Origin of the sequence: Citrobacter sp. Igbk 17 (assembly GCF_028069775.1) — a bacterium.
Classification (GTDB): Bacteria; Pseudomonadota; Gammaproteobacteria; order Enterobacterales; family Enterobacteriaceae; genus Citrobacter.
This window is the reverse complement of the sequence record NZ_JANEWI010000003.1, coordinates 13325-29693: the sequence shown is the minus strand read 5'-3', so window position 1 is coordinate 29693 and position 16369 is coordinate 13325. Positions and strand designations below refer to the sequence as shown.

Below are 16369 nucleotides of genomic sequence, written 5' to 3'. Positions count from 1 at the left end.
CAAATGCTTATATAATCTGTTTTGCTGTTAATAACGATAACTAAAACAGGTTAGTTCATTTGGTTATTTGTTATTTCTATCCCTTCTTTAGTTGTTACTATCACCGCCGTTAACCTTATCTTCAGTTTGGGTTTTATTGCTGAAATCCGCTTTGCTTACTGGAACATGACAACGCATGACGACACAGGCCCCACCTTCCGCTTTGCTCCCGCTAAACCCGGAGCAACTGGCACGCCTTCAGGCGGCCACGACTGATTTCACTCCCACACAGCTTGCGTGGGTGTCTGGCTATTTCTGGGGCGTGCTGAATCAGCAGCCGGGAACGAATGCTGCAGCGCCTGCGCCTGTCGCTGAAATGCCAGGAATTACACTCATCTCGGCTTCGCAAACCGGTAATGCACGTCGCGTGGCGGAAGCCTTACGCGACGATCTTATCGCTGCGCAGCTCAATGTCACCCTGATCAATGCTGGCGATTATAAATTCAAACAAATTGCCAATGAAAAATTGCTGGTCGTGGTGGCATCGACTCAGGGAGAAGGTGAACCGGCGGAAGAAGCCGTTGCGTTGCATAAGTACTTGTTTTCTAAAAAAGCGCCGAAGCTTGAAAACACGGCTTTTGCCGTATTTGGCCTTGGCGATACGTCTTACGAATTTTTCTGCCAGTCAGGTAAAGACTTTGATACGAAACTGGCAGAGTTGGGTGGTGAACGCTTGCTGGATCGCGTTGACGCTGATGTCGAGTATCAATCGGCGGCGGCAGAATGGCGTGCCCGCCTGGTTGATTTACTGAAGGCGCGTGCGCCTGTTGCACCGTCTGCACAGGCTGCTGCGAGTGGTGCGGTTAACGAGGTGCACACCAGTCCTTACACCAAAGAAGCACCGTTGAGTGCAACACTTTCGGTTAACCAGAAAATTACCGGGCGCGACTCTGAAAAAGATGTACGCCATATCGAAATTGATCTGGGTGATTCTGGCCTGCGCTATCAGCCAGGCGACGCATTGGGTGTCTGGTATCAGAACGATCCGGCCCTGGTCAAAGAAATTGTGGAACTGCTGTGGCTGAAAGGTACTGAGCCGGTCACCGTTGATGGCAAAACGCTGCCGCTCGCTGACGCGCTGGAGTGGCATTTCGAATTGACCGTCAACACGGCCAATATCGTGGAAAACTATGCCACCCTGACGCGCAGCGAAACGCTGTTGCCGTTGGTAGGCGATAAAGCGCAATTACAGCATTACGCTACAACCACCCCCATTGTCGATATGTTGCGTTTCTCCCCGGCACAACTCGATGCCGACGCGTTAATTGGCTTGCTGCGTCCGCTGACGCCACGTTTGTACTCCATTGCTTCATCCCAGGCTGAAGTGGAAAGCGAAGTACATATCACCGTTGGTGCCGTGCGTTTTGACGTTGAAGGCCGCGCGCGTGCAGGTGGTGCCTCCAGCTTCCTTGCCGATCGCGTGGAAGAAGAGGGTGAAGTGCGTGTGTTTATTGAGCATAACGACAACTTCCGCCTGCCGGAAAATCCGCAAACACCGGTCATTATGATCGGGCCTGGAACAGGGATTGCGCCGTTCCGCGCCTTTATGCAGCAACGTGCCGCAGACGGTGCAGAAGGGAAAAACTGGCTGTTCTTTGGCAATCCGCACTTTACTGAAGATTTCCTGTATCAGGTGGAATGGCAGCGTTACGTCAAAGAAGGTGTACTCAGCCGTATCGACCTTGCCTGGTCCCGTGATCAAAAAGATAAAGTCTACGTACAAGATAAACTGCGCCAACAGGGTGCAGAGCTGTGGCGCTGGATTAATGACGGTGCGCACATTTATGTCTGCGGCGACGCCAATCGCATGGCGAAAGACGTTGAGCAGGCTTTGCTGGAAGTGATTGCCGAATTCGGTGCTATGGATATCGAAGCGGCGGATGAATTTTTGAGTGAGCTGCGCGTTGAGCGCCGTTATCAGCGAGATGTCTACTAATGAGCGAAAAACATCCAGGACCACTGGTGGTCGAAGGTAAGCTGTCCGACGCTGAACGAATGAAGTTGGAGAGCAATTATCTGCGCGGCACCATTGCCGAAGATTTAAATGACGGCCTCACCGGCGGATTCAAAGGTGATAACTTTCTGCTGATCCGTTTTCACGGTATGTACCAGCAGGATGACCGCGATATTCGCGCCGAACGTGCCGAACAGAAGCTGGAGCCGCGTCATGCGATGCTGCTGCGCTGCCGCCTGCCGGGGGGAGTCATCACCACCAAACAGTGGCAGGCGATCGATAAGTTTGCCCATGACAACACCATTTACGGCAGCATCCGTCTGACCAACCGCCAGACGTTTCAGTTTCACGGTATTCTGAAGAAGAACGTGAAACCGGTGCACCAGATGCTGCATTCAGTGGGGCTGGACGCGCTGGCGACCGCCAACGATATGAACCGTAACGTGCTGTGCACTTCCAACCCGTATGAGTCTGAGTTGCATGCTGAAGCGTACGAGTGGGCGAAAAAAATCTCTGAACACTTGCTGCCCCGTACTCGCGCTTATGCTGAGATCTGGCTGGATCAGGAAAAAGTCGCGACGACGGATGAAGAGCCGATCCTCGGTCAGACCTATCTGCCGCGTAAGTTTAAAACGACGGTGGTGATCCCGCCGCAGAACGACATTGATCTGCACGCTAACGATATGAACTTCGTAGCGATTGCCGAAAACGGCAAGCTGGTGGGCTTTAACTTGCTGGTTGGCGGTGGACTGTCTATTGAGCACGGTAACAAGAAAACCTATGCGCGCACTGCAAGTGAGTTTGGTTACCTGCCGCTGGAACACACCATAGCGGTGGCAGAAGCGGTGGTGACCACGCAGCGTGACTGGGGTAACCGTACCGATCGTAAAAACGCGAAAACCAAATACACGCTGGAGCGGGTAGGTGTCGAGACGTTTAAAGAAGAAGTTGAACGTCGTGCGGGGATCAAATTCGAGCCGATTCGTCCGTATGAGTTTACCGGTCGAGGCGACAGGATTGGTTGGGTGAAAGGGATCGACAATAAATGGCACCTGACGCTGTTTATTGAAAACGGCCGTATTCTGGATTACCCGGGGCGCCCGCTGAAAACCGGCTTGCTGGAGATCGCGAAGATCCACAAAGGCGAGTTCCGTATCACGGCCAACCAGAACCTGATCATTGCCGGTGTCCCGGAAAGTGATAAGGCGAAGATTGAGAAGATTGCGCAGAAAAGCGGCCTGATGAATGCGGTGACCCCACAGCGTGAAAACTCAATGGCCTGCGTATCGTTCCCGACCTGTCCGCTGGCAATGGCCGAGGCAGAACGTTTCCTGCCTACGTTTATCGACAACATTGATACGTTGATGGCGAAGCATGATTTAAGTGATGAAAATATTGTCATGCGAGTCACGGGCTGCCCGAACGGCTGTGGTCGTGCCATGCTGGCGGAAGTGGGGCTGGTGGGTAAAGCGCCTGGGCGCTATAACCTGCATCTGGGCGGAAACCGTATCGGGACTCGTATCCCACGGATGTTCAAAGAAAATATCACAGAGCCGGAAATTCTGGCTTCGCTGGATGAACTGATTGGGCGCTGGGCGAAAGAGCGCGAAGCGGGTGAAGGCTTCGGTGATTTTACAGTGCGTGCGGGCATTATTCGCCCGGTGCTCGATCCTGCGCGTGATTTCTGGGAATAACCCGAATTGCCGAATGGCGGCATAAATGCCTTATCAGGCCTACGTAGACTGTAGGCCTGATAAGCGAAGCGCCATCAGGCAAGACATACAGCGAGGAACTTATGTCCAGACTCGATCTAAACGGCTTAAACGCACTGCCAAAAGTTGAGCGTGTTATGGCACTGGCAGAAACCAACAGCCAACTGGAAAAGCTGAGCGCGGAAGAACGCGTGGCGTGGGCGCTGGAAAATCTGCCCGGCGAATATGTCCTTTCATCAAGTTTTGGTATTCAGGCGGCGGTCAGCCTGCATCTGGTGAACCAGATTCGCCCGGATATCCCGGTGATCCTCACCGACACTGGCTATTTATTTCCGGAAACCTACCAGTTTATTGATGAGTTAACGGATAAACTCAAACTCAACCTGCAGGTCTACCGAGCGAAAGAGAGCGCGGCCTGGCAGGAAGCGCGCTACGGCAAGCTGTGGGAGCAGGGCGTTGAAGGCATTGAGAAATACAATGACATCAACAAAGTCGAACCCATGAACCGGGCGCTGAAAGAACTGAATGCACAAACCTGGTTTGCGGGTCTGCGCCGCGAGCAGTCCGGTAGCCGTGCACATCTACCGGTATTGGCTATTCAGCGCGGCGTATTTAAAGTGCTGCCGATTATCGACTGGGACAACCGTACGGTATACCAGTATCTGCAAAAACACGGTCTGAAATATCATCCGCTGTGGGAGCAAGGCTACCTGTCAGTCGGTGATACCCACACGACGCGTAAATGGGAGCCAGGCATGGCAGAAGAAGAGACGCGCTTCTTCGGGCTGAAACGCGAATGTGGGCTGCACGAAGGGTAACAGGAAAGTGGCCCGGTAAGATTTACATCCTACCGGACCACTTCTTCAGGGTTTACCCGCTTTTGCCAGTTCTTTCACCAGCGGCAGCATGATGCGTACTACGTCGCGGCTGCGATGTTCAATCCGGCCTGGAAGCGCTTTATCGATATGCTGCTGGTTGTCCAGACGCACGTCGTGCCAGCTGTTACCGGCGGGGAAAGAGGCAGTTTTGGCGCGTTGCTGATAGCCGTCTTTTTTACCCAGGCTCCAGTTGGTTGCTTCTACCGAGAGCACGGCGATTCCCGCTTTGTCGAAGACCTCGGCATCGTTACAACATCCGGTTCCTTTCGGATAGTCTTTGTTCAGGCCCGGGTTGGTACTGGCGACGATACCGCGGCTGTGTGCAATTGCCAGCGCCCGGTCGCGCGTCAGTTTTCGTACGGCTTCCGGGGTTCTTTTCCCACTATTAAAGTAGAGCTTATCCCCGACGATCAGGTTATCGAGGTTGATAACCAGCAGCGTATTTTTCTTTTCTGCCGCACTCATGCGTTTAAGGATATTTTCTGCACCCAGTTTGCCTTCTTCCTCACCGCTGGTGGCGATAAACCGAATGCCGTACTGTGTCGGCACATTTTTTAGTTTTTCAGCCAACTCCAGCATGACGCCCAAACCTGCGGCGTTATCGTCGATGCCCTGCAAGGTTAATCCGCCCAGATTAGCATCGGAATCGGCATCGCTCTGCGCAGCGTAAGTGTCGAGATGCGCCATGATAATAATCTGCTGCGGCGCTTTGCCTTCATGCGCTGCAATGACGGTACTGCCCGTAACGTTATGCCAGTTCTTACGGTTGTCTTTGGCGGTATAAATATAACGGCTATTAAACGTCCGAATATCACTGCGATAGCCCATCTGCTGAAATTGCTGACGTAAATAATCAGCAGAGAGCATTTCTGCCGGAGAGCCCGTCACGCGGCCAGGGAAGAATGTTGCGATATATCGGGCCTGAGTATTTGCCATATCTCCGGGCTTCGAAGAGGTTGCCTGTGCGGGAAGGATAAAGCACGCGCCGAGCGCCAGGGCGGTAGTCAGGTGGCGCAATGCGGAAAACATAGTGAGTCCTTAAATACCAAGCAGAAATTTTCAGCCGTTAGTATGAAACCGTGATCGAGGTAAAACAATTTCATTTGCTCCTAAATGCCCGAAATCCGGCGGCTTAAGCACTTTTTGATATTTGCTTTTCCAGATCGTTATTCCTTTGAGGAACTACTCATTCCAATTCGTAATTTCATTCGCTCTCTTGCCCTCCCTATAGTCAGGTTATCTGAACTTCGTTAGCAAAATAACGGCAATACATAGGAACGGTTATGGATCAAAAACGACTTACCCACCTGCGGCAACTGGAAGCGGAGAGCATCCATATCATTCGTGAGGTGGCCGCCGAGTTTTCGAATCCGGTGATGATGTATTCCATCGGCAAGGATTCCAGCGTAATGCTGCATCTGGCGCGCAAAGCGTTTTATCCTGGTTCACTGCCGTTTCCTCTGCTGCACGTTGATACCGGCTGGAAATTCAGCGAGATGTATGAGTTTCGTGACCGCACGGCAAAAGCCTACGGCTGCGAACTGCTGGTGCATAAAAACCCGGAAGGGGTGGCGATGGGGATAAATCCATTTGTCCACGGTAGCGCCAAGCATACCGACATTATGAAAACCGAGGGGTTGAAGCAGGCGCTGAACAAATACGGTTTTGACGCAGCATTCGGCGGCGCACGCCGTGATGAAGAGAAATCGCGCGCGAAAGAGCGTATCTATTCCTTCCGCGATCGTTTTCATCGCTGGGACCCGAAAAACCAGCGTCCGGAGCTGTGGCATAACTACAACGGCCAGATTAACAAAGGCGAAAGCATTCGCGTATTCCCGCTCTCTAACTGGACGGAACAGGATATCTGGCAGTACATCTGGCTGGAAAACATCGACATTGTTCCGCTGTACCTCGCCGCAGAGCGTCCGGTGCTTGAGCGCGACGGCATGTTGATGATGATTGATGACGACAGAATCGATCTGCAGCCTGGTGAGGTTATCAAAAAACGGATGGTGCGTTTCCGTACTCTCGGCTGCTGGCCACTCACTGGCGCAGTGGAGTCTAACGCGCAGACGCTACCGGAAATCATCGAAGAGATGCTGGTCTCAACCACCAGTGAACGTCAGGGCCGCGTGATTGACCGCGACCAGGCGGGCTCCATGGAGCTGAAGAAACGTCAGGGGTATTTCTAAGGAGCCGCCATGAACACGACACTTGCACAACAAATTGCTAATGAAGGCGGCGTTGAAGCCTGGATGATCGCCCAACAACACAAAAGCCTGCTGCGTTTTTTAACCTGCGGTAGCGTGGATGATGGGAAAAGTACCCTGATTGGGCGTCTGTTGCATGATACCCGACAGATCTACGAAGATCAGCTCTCATCGCTGCACAATGATAGTAAACGTCATGGTACGCAGGGCGAGAAGCTCGATCTGGCGCTGTTGGTTGATGGCTTGCAGGCCGAGCGCGAACAGGGCATCACTATTGACGTGGCCTACCGTTATTTTTCCACCGAAAAACGCAAATTTATCATTGCGGATACTCCCGGCCATGAGCAGTACACCCGCAATATGGCAACCGGTGCGTCGACCTGCGATCTGGCAATCCTGCTGATCGATGCACGTAAAGGCGTGTTGGATCAGACCCGCCGTCATAGCTTTATTTCTACGCTGTTGGGAATAAAACATCTGATCGTTGCGATCAACAAAATGGACCTTGTGGATTTTAGCGAAGAGACATTTAACCGCATTCGTGAAGATTATCTGACCTTTGCAGAGCAGTTGCCGGGCAACCTGGATATCCGTTTTGTACCGCTTTCAGCACTGGAAGGTGACAACGTGGCGTCGCAAAGTTTCAGCATGCCGTGGTACAGCGGTCCGACGCTGCTGGAAGTGCTTGAAACCGTTGAAATCCAGCGTGTTGTCGATACGCAGCCGATGCGATTCCCGGTGCAGTATGTGAACCGCCCAAATCTTGATTTTCGTGGTTATGCCGGAACACTGGCCTCCGGTAGCGTGAGGGTAGGACAACGCGTCAAAGTGTTACCGTCTGGCGTTGAGTCGAGCGTCGCCCGGATTGTCACGTTTGATGGCGATTTGCAGGAAGCGCATGCAGGTGAAGCCATTACCCTTGTGCTAAAAGATGAGATCGATATCAGTCGTGGTGACCTGCTGCTTGATGCCCAGGAAACGCTGCCGGCGGTGCAAAGCGCTGCCGTTGATGTGGTGTGGATGGCGGAGCAGGCACTGTCGCCAGGGCAGAGCTATGACATCAAAGTGGCGGGCAAGAAGACGCGTGCGCGTGTTGATAGTGTGGAGTATCAGGTTGATATCAATAACCTGACCCAGCGTGAAGTCGAAGCCTTACCGCTGAACGGTATTGGCCTGGTGAGATTGACGTTTGATGAACCGCTGGTGCTGGATACCTATCAGCATAATCCGGTCACGGGCGGCCTGATTATCATTGACCGTCTGACGAACGTCACCGTTGGGGCAGGACTGGTACGCGAGCCGATCGTCCTGGAGCCGGCCACGGCATCCCAGTTCAGTGCGTTTGAACTGGAGCTCAATGCGCTGGTGCGTCGTCACTTCCCACACTGGGGTGCGCGCGATCTGCTGGGAGGAAAATAATGGCGCTGCATGACGAAAACGTCGTCTGGCATGCCCATCCTGTTACGCCACAACAGCGGGAGCAACACCACGGCCATCGTGGTGTTGTGCTGTGGTTTACCGGACTCTCTGGTTCGGGTAAATCCACGGTAGCGGGAGCGCTGGAAGAAGCGCTGCACAAGCAGGGGGTTAGTACTTATCTGCTGGATGGCGATAACGTGCGCCACGGTCTGTGCAGCGATCTCGGATTTAGCGATGCCGATCGCAAGGAGAATATTCGCCGGGTTGGGGAAGTGGCTAACCTGATGGTGGATGCGGGGCTGGTGGTACTGACGGCCTTTATTTCCCCTCATCGTGCTGAACGACAGATGGTTCGCGAACGTGTGGGTCATGGGCGTTTTATAGAGGTGTTTGTCGATACACCGCTGGCAACCTGTGAATCACGTGATCCAAAAGGACTATATAAAAAAGCGCGGGCGGGTGAGTTGCGCAATTTTACTGGAATTGACTCGGTATACGAAGCGCCTGAATCGCCAGAGATTCATCTGAATGGTGAACAATTAGTAACAAATTTGGTCTCTCAATTATTAGACCTGCTGAGGCAGGAAGATATTATCAGATCCTGAGACACCACCGGACTCCTCGCGATTTTAAAACAGGTACGCCCGGTCAGTCATGGTCACAGGATTAGATATGCGCAACAGCCATAACATTACTATCACAGAGTCAGAGACTTTCGCCGCCGACGACGAAACCACCTGGTCACTACCGGGTGCCGTTGTCGGTTTTGCGGCGTGGTTGCTGGCGCTGGGGTTCCCGTGCCTGATGTATGGCCCTAATACGCTGTTTTTCTTCCTTTATACCTGGCCTTTTTTCCTCGCGTTGCTGCCCGTCGCCATTGTGGCGGGTATTGCCCTGCATTCGCTTTTGAAGGGACGGCTGCTGCTAAGCGTTACGTTTACCCTGCTGGTGGTTGGGTCGATGTTTGGCGCATTGTTCCTGTGGCTGCTGGGCTAGGTTCTCTTCCCTTTTTCCATGGTGAGTGGTGCTGCATACCGGCAGCTCTAATTCAAACCGTAACCAACAATGAGATTATGTTCTCCTTACACGGGGTATACGTAACAACGGGCAAATGTGGTACATTTGCCCGCGTTGTCGCGGCATTCCCGCCCGTAGACGTAAAATCGTCGGCGGAAGTTATGGGATGTTAATGCCGTTTTTCAGGGGGCAGGATGGGTAAACTAACGCTGCTGTTGCTGGCTTTATTGGTCTGGCTACAGTATTCGCTGTGGTTCGGTAAGAACGGCATACATGACTATAGTCGCGTCAACGATGATGTTGCTGCGCAGCAAGCTACAAACGCGAAACTTAAAGCGCGTAACGATCAGCTCTTTGCTGAAATTGATGATCTCAATGGCGGTCAGGAAGCTATCGAGGAACGCGCACGCAACGAACTCAGCATGACTAAGCCGGGCGAAACGTTTTATCGCCTGGTCCCTGACGCGTCTAAACGCGCACAGACCGCAGGGCAAAACAATCGATAAACCAGCCAAGGATTTAACATGGCAGCCACTTTATTGGACGTTTGCGCCGTGGTACCGGCTGCCGGATTTGGCCGCCGAATGCAGACGGAGTGTCCTAAGCAGTACCTCTCAATTGGCAATAAAACCATTCTTGAACACTCGGTTGATGCGCTACTGGCGCATCCCCGGGTGACGCGTGTCGTCATCGCGATCAGTCCCGGCGACAGCCGCTTTGCCCAACTTCCACTTGCAGCGCATCCGCAAATTACCGTGGTGGATGGCGGCGATGAGCGTGCCGATTCTGTTCTTGCCGGTTTGCAAGCCGCTGGAGACGCTCAGTGGGTACTGGTGCATGATGCCGCGCGGCCATGTCTGCATCAGGATGATTTAGCCCGCTTACTGGCAATAAGTGAAACCAGCCGTATCGGCGGTATCCTGGCGGCCCCCGTACGCGACACCATGAAACGTGCGGAGCCTGGTAAGACCGAGATTGCTCATACGGTCGAACGTACCGATTTATGGCATGCGTTGACACCGCAGTATTTCCCACGCGAGCTGTTGCACGATTGCCTGACTCGAGCGTTAAACGAAGGCGCAACCATTACGGATGAGGCTTCGGCACTGGAATATTGCGGCTTTCATCCGCTGCTGGTTGAGGGACGCGCTGACAACATTAAAGTCACCCGTCCGGAAGATCTGGCGCTGGCGGAATTTTATCTGACCCGAACAACCCCTACACAGCATCATTCATGATGTACCGAGGCGGCCAACATAAAGGCGGCTTGAAGGATGATGTGTCTATCAGGAGAATGCATAATGCGAATTGGACACGGTTTTGACGTACATGCCTTTGGAGGCGTTGGCCCAATTATCATTGGTGGTGTGCGCATCCCGTATGAAAAAGGACTGCTGGCACATTCTGATGGCGATGTGGCGTTACATGCGCTAACCGATGCCCTGCTGGGTGCAGCGGCGTTGGGTGATATTGGTAAACTCTTCCCGGATACCGATGCCGCGTTCAAAGGTGCCGATAGCCGCGAGTTATTGCGTGAGGCCTGGCGGCGTATTCAGGCTAAAGGTTATACGCTTGGTAATGTGGATGTCACTATTATTGCCCAGGCACCGAAGATGCTGCCGCACATTCCGCAAATGCGGGTGTTTATTGCCGAGGATCTCGGCTGCCATATGGATGATGTTAACGTGAAAGCGACCACCACGGAAAAACTCGGTTTTACCGGGCGTGGGGAAGGGATTGCCTGTGAAGCGGTGGCGTTACTCATTAAGGCAACGAAATGACTGCGTTTGAAAATCTGACCTATCTCCATGGTAAACCACTCGGCCACGGAGTTCTGAAAGCAAATCCGGAAGACTTTGTCGTCGTCGAAGATTTAGGCTTCGAACCGGATGGCGAAGGCGAGCACGTTCTGGTGCGTATTCTGAAAAACGGTTGTAACACCCGTTTTGTGGCTGACGCGCTGGCCAAATTCCTTAAAATCCACACCCGCGAAGTAAGCTTTGCCGGACAGAAAGATAAGCATGCTGTCACCGAGCAGTGGCTGTGCGCGCGCGTGCCGGGCAATGCAATGCCCGATTTAAGCAAATTTGAGCTTGAAGGCTGTAAAGTGCTGGAGTACGCCCGCCACAAGCGTAAGCTGCGTTTAGGCGCACTGAAAGGCAACGCTTTTACGCTGGTGTTGCGTGAAGTGAGCGAGCGTGATGATGTTGAAGCGCGTTTACAGGCGATTAGCGAGCGCGGCGTCCCGAACTATTTTGGTGCCCAACGCTTTGGTATCGGCGGCAGCAACCTGCAAGGTGCGCTGCGCTGGGCACAAAGCGATGCGCCGGTGCGCGATCGCAATAAACGCAGTTTTTGGTTGTCGGCAGCCCGTAGCGCGTTGTTTAATCAGATAGTCAATGAACGCTTGAAAAAAACAGACTTTAATCAAGTTGTTGACGGCGATGCGCTACAATTGTCGGGACGCGGAAGCTGGTTTGTCGCCACACGGGACGAACAGACCGAATTACAGCGTCGTGTTGATGAAAAAGAATTGATGGTAACAGCGGCACTACCGGGCTGCGGTGAGTGGGGAACTCAGCGCGATGCTCTGGCGTTTGAAGAGGCTGCTATTGCTGACGAAACCGCGCTACAGTCTCTGTTATTGCGCGAGAAAGTTGAGGCATCGCGCCGCGCTATGTTGCTGTATCCACAACAATTAAGCTGGAACTGGTGGGATGACGTAACCGTCGAGTTGCGCTTCTGGCTACCGGCAGGTAGCTTCGCCACCAGTGTTGTAAGGGAACTTATTAACACAATGGGTGATTATGCGTATATTGCTGAGTAACGATGATGGGGTCCACGCACCCGGTATACAAACGCTGGCGAAAGCGCTGCGTGAGTTTGCTGACGTACAGGTGGTTGCCCCGGATCGTAACCGCAGTGGCGCGTCTAACTCGCTGACGCTGGAATCCTCGCTTCGCACTTTCACCTTTGATAATGGCGATATCGCCGTGCAAATGGGGACACCTACCGATTGCGTCTACCTGGGCGTGAACGCGTTAATGCGTCCGCGTCCGGACATTGTCGTTTCCGGGATTAATGCGGGTCCAAACCTGGGGGATGATGTCATCTACTCCGGTACCGTGGCGGCAGCAATGGAAGGTCGTCATCTCGGATTCCCTGCGCTGGCGGTCTCGCTCGATGGGCATAAACACTACGATACCGCTGCGGCGATAACCTGCCGGATTTTACGCGCGTTAAGCCGCGAACCGCTGCGCACCGGACGCATTCTGAATATCAACGTTCCGGATTTACCCCTGGATCAGATCAAAGGTATGCGGGTCACCCGCTGCGGCAGTCGTCATCCGGCGGATCAGGTGATCCCACAGCAGGACCCGCGTGGTAATACGCTGTATTGGATCGGGCCGCCGGGCGAAAAGTGCGATGCCGGTCCGGATACGGATTTTGCTGCCGTTGATGAAGGTTATGTTTCAATCACGCCACTGCATGTTGATTTAACCGCATACGGTGCGCATGAGGTTGTTTCTGACTGGTTAGACAGCGTGGGAGTCGACACGCAATGGTAAGCAGACGCGTACACACTCTCCTTGAACAATTACGTGCGCAGGGCATCAGAGATGAACATGTCCTGGATGCGCTCGCCGCCGTGCCGCGTGAAAAGTTCGTTGATGAGGCGTTTGAACATAAGGCCTGGGATAATATCGCCCTGCCGATTGGCCAGGGGCAGACCATCTCACAGCCCTATATGGTGGCTCGCATGACCGAGCTGCTGGAGCTAACGCCGCAATCCCGGGTACTGGAAATTGGTACTGGCTCTGGCTACCAGACGGCGATCCTGGCGCATCTGGTGCATCACGTGTGCTCTGTTGAGCGCATTAAAGGCTTGCAATGGCAGGCGCGTCGTCGCCTGAAGCAGCTTGATTTACATAATGTTTCGACCCGTCATGGTGATGGATGGCAAGGCTGGCAAGCTCGAGCGCCGTTTGACGCTATCATTGTGACGGCAGCACCGCCTGAGATCCCAACGGCATTGATGATGCAGTTAGATGAAGGCGGCATTCTCGTCTTGCCCGTGGGCGATGAGCACCAGTTTTTGAAACGGGTTCGTCGTCGGGGAGGCGAATTTATTATCGACACCGTGGAGGCCGTACGCTTTGTTCCCTTAGTCAAAGGGGAGTTAGCGTAGCTAACGCTGCTGAATACCTGGAGTTTTCCTGGATATTCTGGAATTAGTAAGCGTATCGTGGTCACGTTTTCCAGTGTCCAGTCCGATGCCTTGCACGGTGATTACGTCACTGGGTATTAACCAAATTTTCCTGGGGGATAAATGAGCGCGGGAAGCCACAAATTTACCGTTCGCCGTATTGCGGCATTGTCACTGGTTTCATTATGGCTGGCAGGTTGTTCAAACACCTCGAATCCACCAGCGCCGGTCAGCTCTGTTGGCGGCAACTCATCATCGAACACCAGCTCCGGTATGCTGATTACGCCTCCACCAAAAATGGGATCAACGGCGACAGTACAACAAACGCCACAGATCCAACCGGTGCAACGCCCGGCGACTCAGCCTACACAGGTTCAGCCGGTTGCAGAACAGCCTGTCCAGATGGAAAACGGGCGGATTGTGTACAATCGTCAGTATGGGAATATTCCGAAAGGTAGCTATACGGGTGGCAGTACCTATACTGTTAAGAAAGGCGACACGCTTTTCTATATTGCCTGGATTACCGGGAACGATTTCCGTGACCTCGCACAACGCAATAACGTTCCGGCCCCGTATGGCCTGAATGTCGGACAAACTCTGCAAGTGGGCAACGCGTCGGGTGCACCGATTACCGGTGGTAATGCCATCACCCAGGCGGATGCAGCACAGCAAGGAGTTGTGACCAACCCTGCACAAAATTCCACCGTTGCTGTTGCTTCGAAACCAACAATTACGTATTCTGAGGATTCAGGTGAACAAAGTGCTAACAAAATGTTGCCGAACAACAAGCCTGCTGGGACCGTCGTCACAGCGCCTGTAACGGCTCCGGCAGTTAGTGCAACCGAATCGACTGCAAGCTCAACTTCTACCAGTTCGCCGATCTCTACCTGGCGCTGGCCGACTGACGGCAAAGTGATCGAAAACTTCGCAGCTACCGAAGGTGGCAATAAAGGGATCGACATTGCAGGCAGCAAAGGACAGGCTATTGTCGCGACCGCAGATGGACGCGTCGTGTATGCCGGTAACGCGCTGCGTGGATACGGTAATCTTATTATCATCAAACACAACGATGATTACCTGAGTGCCTACGCCCATAACGATACAATGCTGGTCCGGGAACAACAGGAAATCAAGGCGGGGCAGAAGATAGCTACCATGGGTAGCACCGGAACCAGTTCTACACGCTTGCATTTTGAAATTCGTTACAAGGGGAAATCCGTAAACCCGCTGCGCTATTTACCGCAGCGATAATTCGGCGGAACCAGGCTTTCACGTGCTAGTTCCGTTAGGGATCACGGGTAGGAGCCACCTTATGAGTCAGAATACGCTGAAAGTTCATGATTTAAATGAAGATGCGGAATTTGATGAGAACGGAGTAGAGGCTTTTGATGAAAAAGCCTTGAGTGAAGAGGAACCCAGTGATAACGACCTGGCTGAAGAAGAGCTGTTATCGCAGGGGGCCACACAGCGTGTGTTGGACGCGACTCAGCTTTACCTTGGTGAGATTGGTTATTCACCACTGTTAACAGCCGAAGAAGAAGTTTATTTTGCGCGTCGCGCACTGCGTGGAGATGTCGCTTCTCGCCGCCGCATGATTGAAAGTAACCTGCGTCTGGTGGTGAAAATTGCTCGTCGTTATGGCAATCGTGGTCTGGCATTGCTGGACCTGATTGAAGAGGGCAATCTGGGGCTTATCCGTGCCGTCGAGAAGTTTGACCCTGAGCGCGGGTTCCGCTTCTCAACATACGCAACCTGGTGGATCCGCCAGACGATCGAACGGGCGATTATGAATCAAACCCGAACGATCCGACTGCCGATTCACATTGTAAAAGAGCTGAACGTCTATCTGCGTACTGCGCGTGAGTTGTCGCATAAACTGGACCACGAACCGAGCGCAGAAGAGATTGCGGAACAACTGGATAAACCGGTTGATGACGTCAGCCGTATGCTCCGACTCAACGAGCGCATTACCTCGGTAGACACCCCGCTGGGTGGCGATTCCGAAAAAGCGTTGCTGGATATTCTGGCCGACGAAAAGGAAAACGGTCCGGAAGACACCACGCAAGACGATGATATGAAACAGAGCATCGTCAAATGGCTGTTCGAACTGAACGCCAAACAGCGTGAGGTGCTGGCACGTCGTTTTGGTTTGCTGGGGTACGAAGCTGCGACACTGGAAGATGTGGGCCGTGAAATTGGCCTGACCCGTGAACGTGTTCGCCAGATTCAGGTTGAAGGTCTGCGTCGTCTGCGTGAAATCCTGCAGACGCAGGGGCTGAATATCGAAGCGCTGTTCCGCGAGTAAGCACAAGTTCTATCAAGAAAGGCCAGTCTCATTGGGACTGGCCTTTTTCTTTAGCGGATATGCAGGCCAGATAAGGCGGAGCCGCTATCCGGGACATTACCCCATCATTTTACGCACCAGATACGTAAACTGCTCGCGTTCTTGCGCGCTAAGCCGCCCGAGAAACTCATTATCTATACCGTCTCCCAGCAGTGTCACATGGGTAAGCAATGTATCACCCTCTGGCGTGAGATAGACAAATCGTCTGCGCTTATCTGTCGGATCGTGCTCGCGTTTTACCAGCCCTCGACTTTCCATCCGGCTCAGCATTTCCGCAAGCGTAGCTTTCGTGCTCACCGCGGCCTCTGTTAAGTCAACCTGCTCGATACCAGGACGTTCAGCAATGGCCCGCATCACTGCGTACTGAGGTTTAGTCAGTTCCGGTAACGCATGCTGCCAGCGAGCCGTATGCTTTTGAAAAAGCTGGCGTAGTAAATGAAACGCGGTATTACGTAACTCCATGGGAACTCCGGGCAAACGATCGGTCTCTATCATAGCGGGTAACGCGCACTTTTTTAACAAGCGCGACTTTAGCTATCTGTGCCAGGTGTCCTTGCCCGGAGTCGGTTGTGGGAGTATGTTAAGCAAA

Annotated in this window: 17 protein-coding genes; 15 read left to right on the top strand and 2 right to left on the bottom strand. The window is 53.1% G+C overall.

All coding sequences use genetic code 11. From position 1 onward, the window contains the following. Positions 1–175 precede the first annotated feature (175 nt). The 3 genes from cysJ to cysH all read left to right on the top strand — a co-directional run bounded on the left by cysJ (position 176) and on the right by cysH (position 4523). Positions 176–1975, top strand: a complete 1800-nt coding sequence (gene cysJ / locus NNO08_RS02430; protein ID WP_271456118.1) for an NADPH-dependent assimilatory sulfite reductase flavoprotein subunit — start codon at positions 176–178, stop codon at positions 1973–1975. Beyond that, positions 1975–3687 (top strand): assimilatory sulfite reductase (NADPH) hemoprotein subunit, encoded by a 1713-nt coding sequence (gene cysI, locus NNO08_RS02425; protein WP_271456117.1) that lies wholly within the window; start codon positions 1975–1977, stop codon positions 3685–3687. The genes cysJ and cysI overlap by 1 nt, the downstream gene beginning before the upstream one ends. A gap of 101 nt (positions 3688–3788) precedes the next feature. Next, entirely contained in the window at positions 3789–4523 is a 735-nt protein-coding gene (gene cysH, locus NNO08_RS02420) for a phosphoadenosine phosphosulfate reductase (RefSeq protein ID WP_271456116.1), read from the top strand. Between the two features lie 45 nt (positions 4524–4568). On the opposite strand, the gene NNO08_RS02415 is transcribed toward cysH, so the two are convergent. Beyond that, positions 4569–5612, bottom strand: coding sequence for an aminopeptidase (locus NNO08_RS02415; protein WP_271456115.1), 1044 nt, complete (start codon positions 5610–5612; stop codon positions 4569–4571). A gap of 254 nt (positions 5613–5866) precedes the next feature. Between NNO08_RS02415 and cysD the strand changes: the two genes are divergently transcribed. The 12 genes from cysD to rpoS all read left to right on the top strand — a co-directional run bounded on the left by cysD (position 5867) and on the right by rpoS (position 15741). Beyond that, positions 5867–6775, top strand: coding sequence for a sulfate adenylyltransferase subunit CysD (cysD, locus tag NNO08_RS02410; RefSeq protein ID WP_137382749.1), 909 nt, complete (start codon positions 5867–5869; stop codon positions 6773–6775). 9 nt (positions 6776–6784) lie between these two features. Further along, positions 6785–8212 carry a sulfate adenylyltransferase subunit CysN gene (gene cysN, locus NNO08_RS02405; protein ID WP_271456114.1) on the top strand — a complete coding sequence of 476 codons (1428 nt, stop codon included), beginning with the start codon at positions 6785–6787 and terminating at the stop codon, positions 8210–8212. Further along, positions 8212–8817 carry an adenylyl-sulfate kinase gene (gene cysC / locus NNO08_RS02400; protein WP_271442473.1) on the top strand — a complete coding sequence of 202 codons (606 nt, stop codon included), beginning with the start codon at positions 8212–8214 and terminating at the stop codon, positions 8815–8817. Before cysN ends, cysC begins: the two co-directional genes overlap by 1 nt. Before the next feature lie 67 nt (positions 8818–8884). Then, entirely contained in the window at positions 8885–9208 is a 324-nt protein-coding gene (locus NNO08_RS02395) for a DUF3561 family protein (protein ID WP_271442474.1), read from the top strand. A gap of 215 nt (positions 9209–9423) precedes the next feature. Continuing rightward, positions 9424–9735: a cell division protein FtsB gene (ftsB, locus tag NNO08_RS02390; protein WP_003034163.1), complete on the top strand. Its 312-nt coding sequence runs from the start codon at positions 9424–9426 to the stop codon at positions 9733–9735. Between the two features lie 18 nt (positions 9736–9753). Continuing rightward, positions 9754–10467, top strand: a complete 714-nt coding sequence (gene ispD / locus NNO08_RS02385; RefSeq protein WP_271442475.1) for a 2-C-methyl-D-erythritol 4-phosphate cytidylyltransferase — start codon at positions 9754–9756, stop codon at positions 10465–10467. A 63-nt stretch (positions 10468–10530) separates the two neighbouring features. Further along, the gene (ispF, locus tag NNO08_RS02380; RefSeq protein ID WP_005130881.1) at positions 10531–11010 is read left to right on the top strand and encodes a 2-C-methyl-D-erythritol 2,4-cyclodiphosphate synthase; all 480 of its coding nucleotides are present in this window, start codon (positions 10531–10533) and stop codon (positions 11008–11010) included. Next, a complete protein-coding gene (truD, locus tag NNO08_RS02375; RefSeq protein ID WP_271456113.1) occupies positions 11007–12056 on the top strand; it encodes a tRNA pseudouridine(13) synthase TruD in 1050 nt (349 codons plus the stop codon). Before ispF ends, truD begins: the two co-directional genes overlap by 4 nt. Continuing rightward, positions 12037–12798 carry a 5'/3'-nucleotidase SurE gene (surE, locus tag NNO08_RS02370; protein ID WP_202037906.1) on the top strand — a complete coding sequence of 254 codons (762 nt, stop codon included), beginning with the start codon at positions 12037–12039 and terminating at the stop codon, positions 12796–12798. The genes truD and surE overlap by 20 nt, the downstream gene beginning before the upstream one ends. Further along, the gene (locus NNO08_RS02365; RefSeq protein ID WP_061068474.1) at positions 12792–13418 is read left to right on the top strand and encodes a protein-L-isoaspartate(D-aspartate) O-methyltransferase; all 627 of its coding nucleotides are present in this window, start codon (positions 12792–12794) and stop codon (positions 13416–13418) included. Before surE ends, NNO08_RS02365 begins: the two co-directional genes overlap by 7 nt. 186 nt (positions 13419–13604) lie before the next feature. Continuing rightward, a complete protein-coding gene (gene nlpD / locus NNO08_RS02360) occupies positions 13605–14687 on the top strand; it encodes a murein hydrolase activator NlpD (protein WP_249357549.1) in 1083 nt (360 codons plus the stop codon). Between the two features lie 61 nt (positions 14688–14748). After that, the gene (gene rpoS, locus NNO08_RS02355; protein WP_000081498.1) at positions 14749–15741 is read left to right on the top strand and encodes an RNA polymerase sigma factor RpoS; all 993 of its coding nucleotides are present in this window, start codon (positions 14749–14751) and stop codon (positions 15739–15741) included. 96 nt (positions 15742–15837) lie between these two features. Here rpoS and NNO08_RS02350 read toward each other — a convergent pair whose 3' ends face one another. Beyond that, on the bottom strand, positions 15838–16242 hold the full coding sequence (locus NNO08_RS02350) for a MarR family winged helix-turn-helix transcriptional regulator (protein ID WP_271442477.1): 405 nt from the start codon (positions 16240–16242) through the stop codon (positions 15838–15840). Positions 16243–16369: the final 127 nt, after the last annotated feature.

Bases quoted from the DNA above. Each gene is read 5' to 3' on its own strand.
- cysJ (WP_271456118.1), top strand. From the start codon at position 176: ATGACGACACAGGCCCCACCTTCCGCTTTGCTCCCGCTAAACCCGGAG.
- cysI (WP_271456117.1), top strand. From the start codon at position 1,975: ATGAGCGAAAAACATCCAGGACCACTGGTGGTCGAAGGTAAGCTGTCC.
- cysH (WP_271456116.1), top strand. From the start codon at position 3,789: ATGTCCAGACTCGATCTAAACGGCTTAAACGCACTGCCAAAAGTTGAG.
- NNO08_RS02415 (WP_271456115.1), bottom strand. From the start codon at position 5,612: ATGTTTTCCGCATTGCGCCACCTGACTACCGCCCTGGCGCTCGGCGCG.
- cysD (WP_137382749.1), top strand. From the start codon at position 5,867: ATGGATCAAAAACGACTTACCCACCTGCGGCAACTGGAAGCGGAGAGC.
- cysN (WP_271456114.1), top strand. From the start codon at position 6,785: ATGAACACGACACTTGCACAACAAATTGCTAATGAAGGCGGCGTTGAA.
- cysC (WP_271442473.1), top strand. From the start codon at position 8,212: ATGGCGCTGCATGACGAAAACGTCGTCTGGCATGCCCATCCTGTTACG.
- NNO08_RS02395 (WP_271442474.1), top strand. From the start codon at position 8,885: ATGCGCAACAGCCATAACATTACTATCACAGAGTCAGAGACTTTCGCC.
- ftsB (WP_003034163.1), top strand. From the start codon at position 9,424: ATGGGTAAACTAACGCTGCTGTTGCTGGCTTTATTGGTCTGGCTACAG.
- ispD (WP_271442475.1), top strand. From the start codon at position 9,754: ATGGCAGCCACTTTATTGGACGTTTGCGCCGTGGTACCGGCTGCCGGA.
- ispF (WP_005130881.1), top strand. From the start codon at position 10,531: ATGCGAATTGGACACGGTTTTGACGTACATGCCTTTGGAGGCGTTGGC.
- truD (WP_271456113.1), top strand. From the start codon at position 11,007: ATGACTGCGTTTGAAAATCTGACCTATCTCCATGGTAAACCACTCGGC.
- surE (WP_202037906.1), top strand. From the start codon at position 12,037: ATGCGTATATTGCTGAGTAACGATGATGGGGTCCACGCACCCGGTATA.
- NNO08_RS02365 (WP_061068474.1), top strand. From the start codon at position 12,792: ATGGTAAGCAGACGCGTACACACTCTCCTTGAACAATTACGTGCGCAG.
- rpoS (WP_000081498.1), top strand. From the start codon at position 14,749: ATGAGTCAGAATACGCTGAAAGTTCATGATTTAAATGAAGATGCGGAA.
- NNO08_RS02350 (WP_271442477.1), bottom strand. From the start codon at position 16,242: ATGGAGTTACGTAATACCGCGTTTCATTTACTACGCCAGCTTTTTCAA.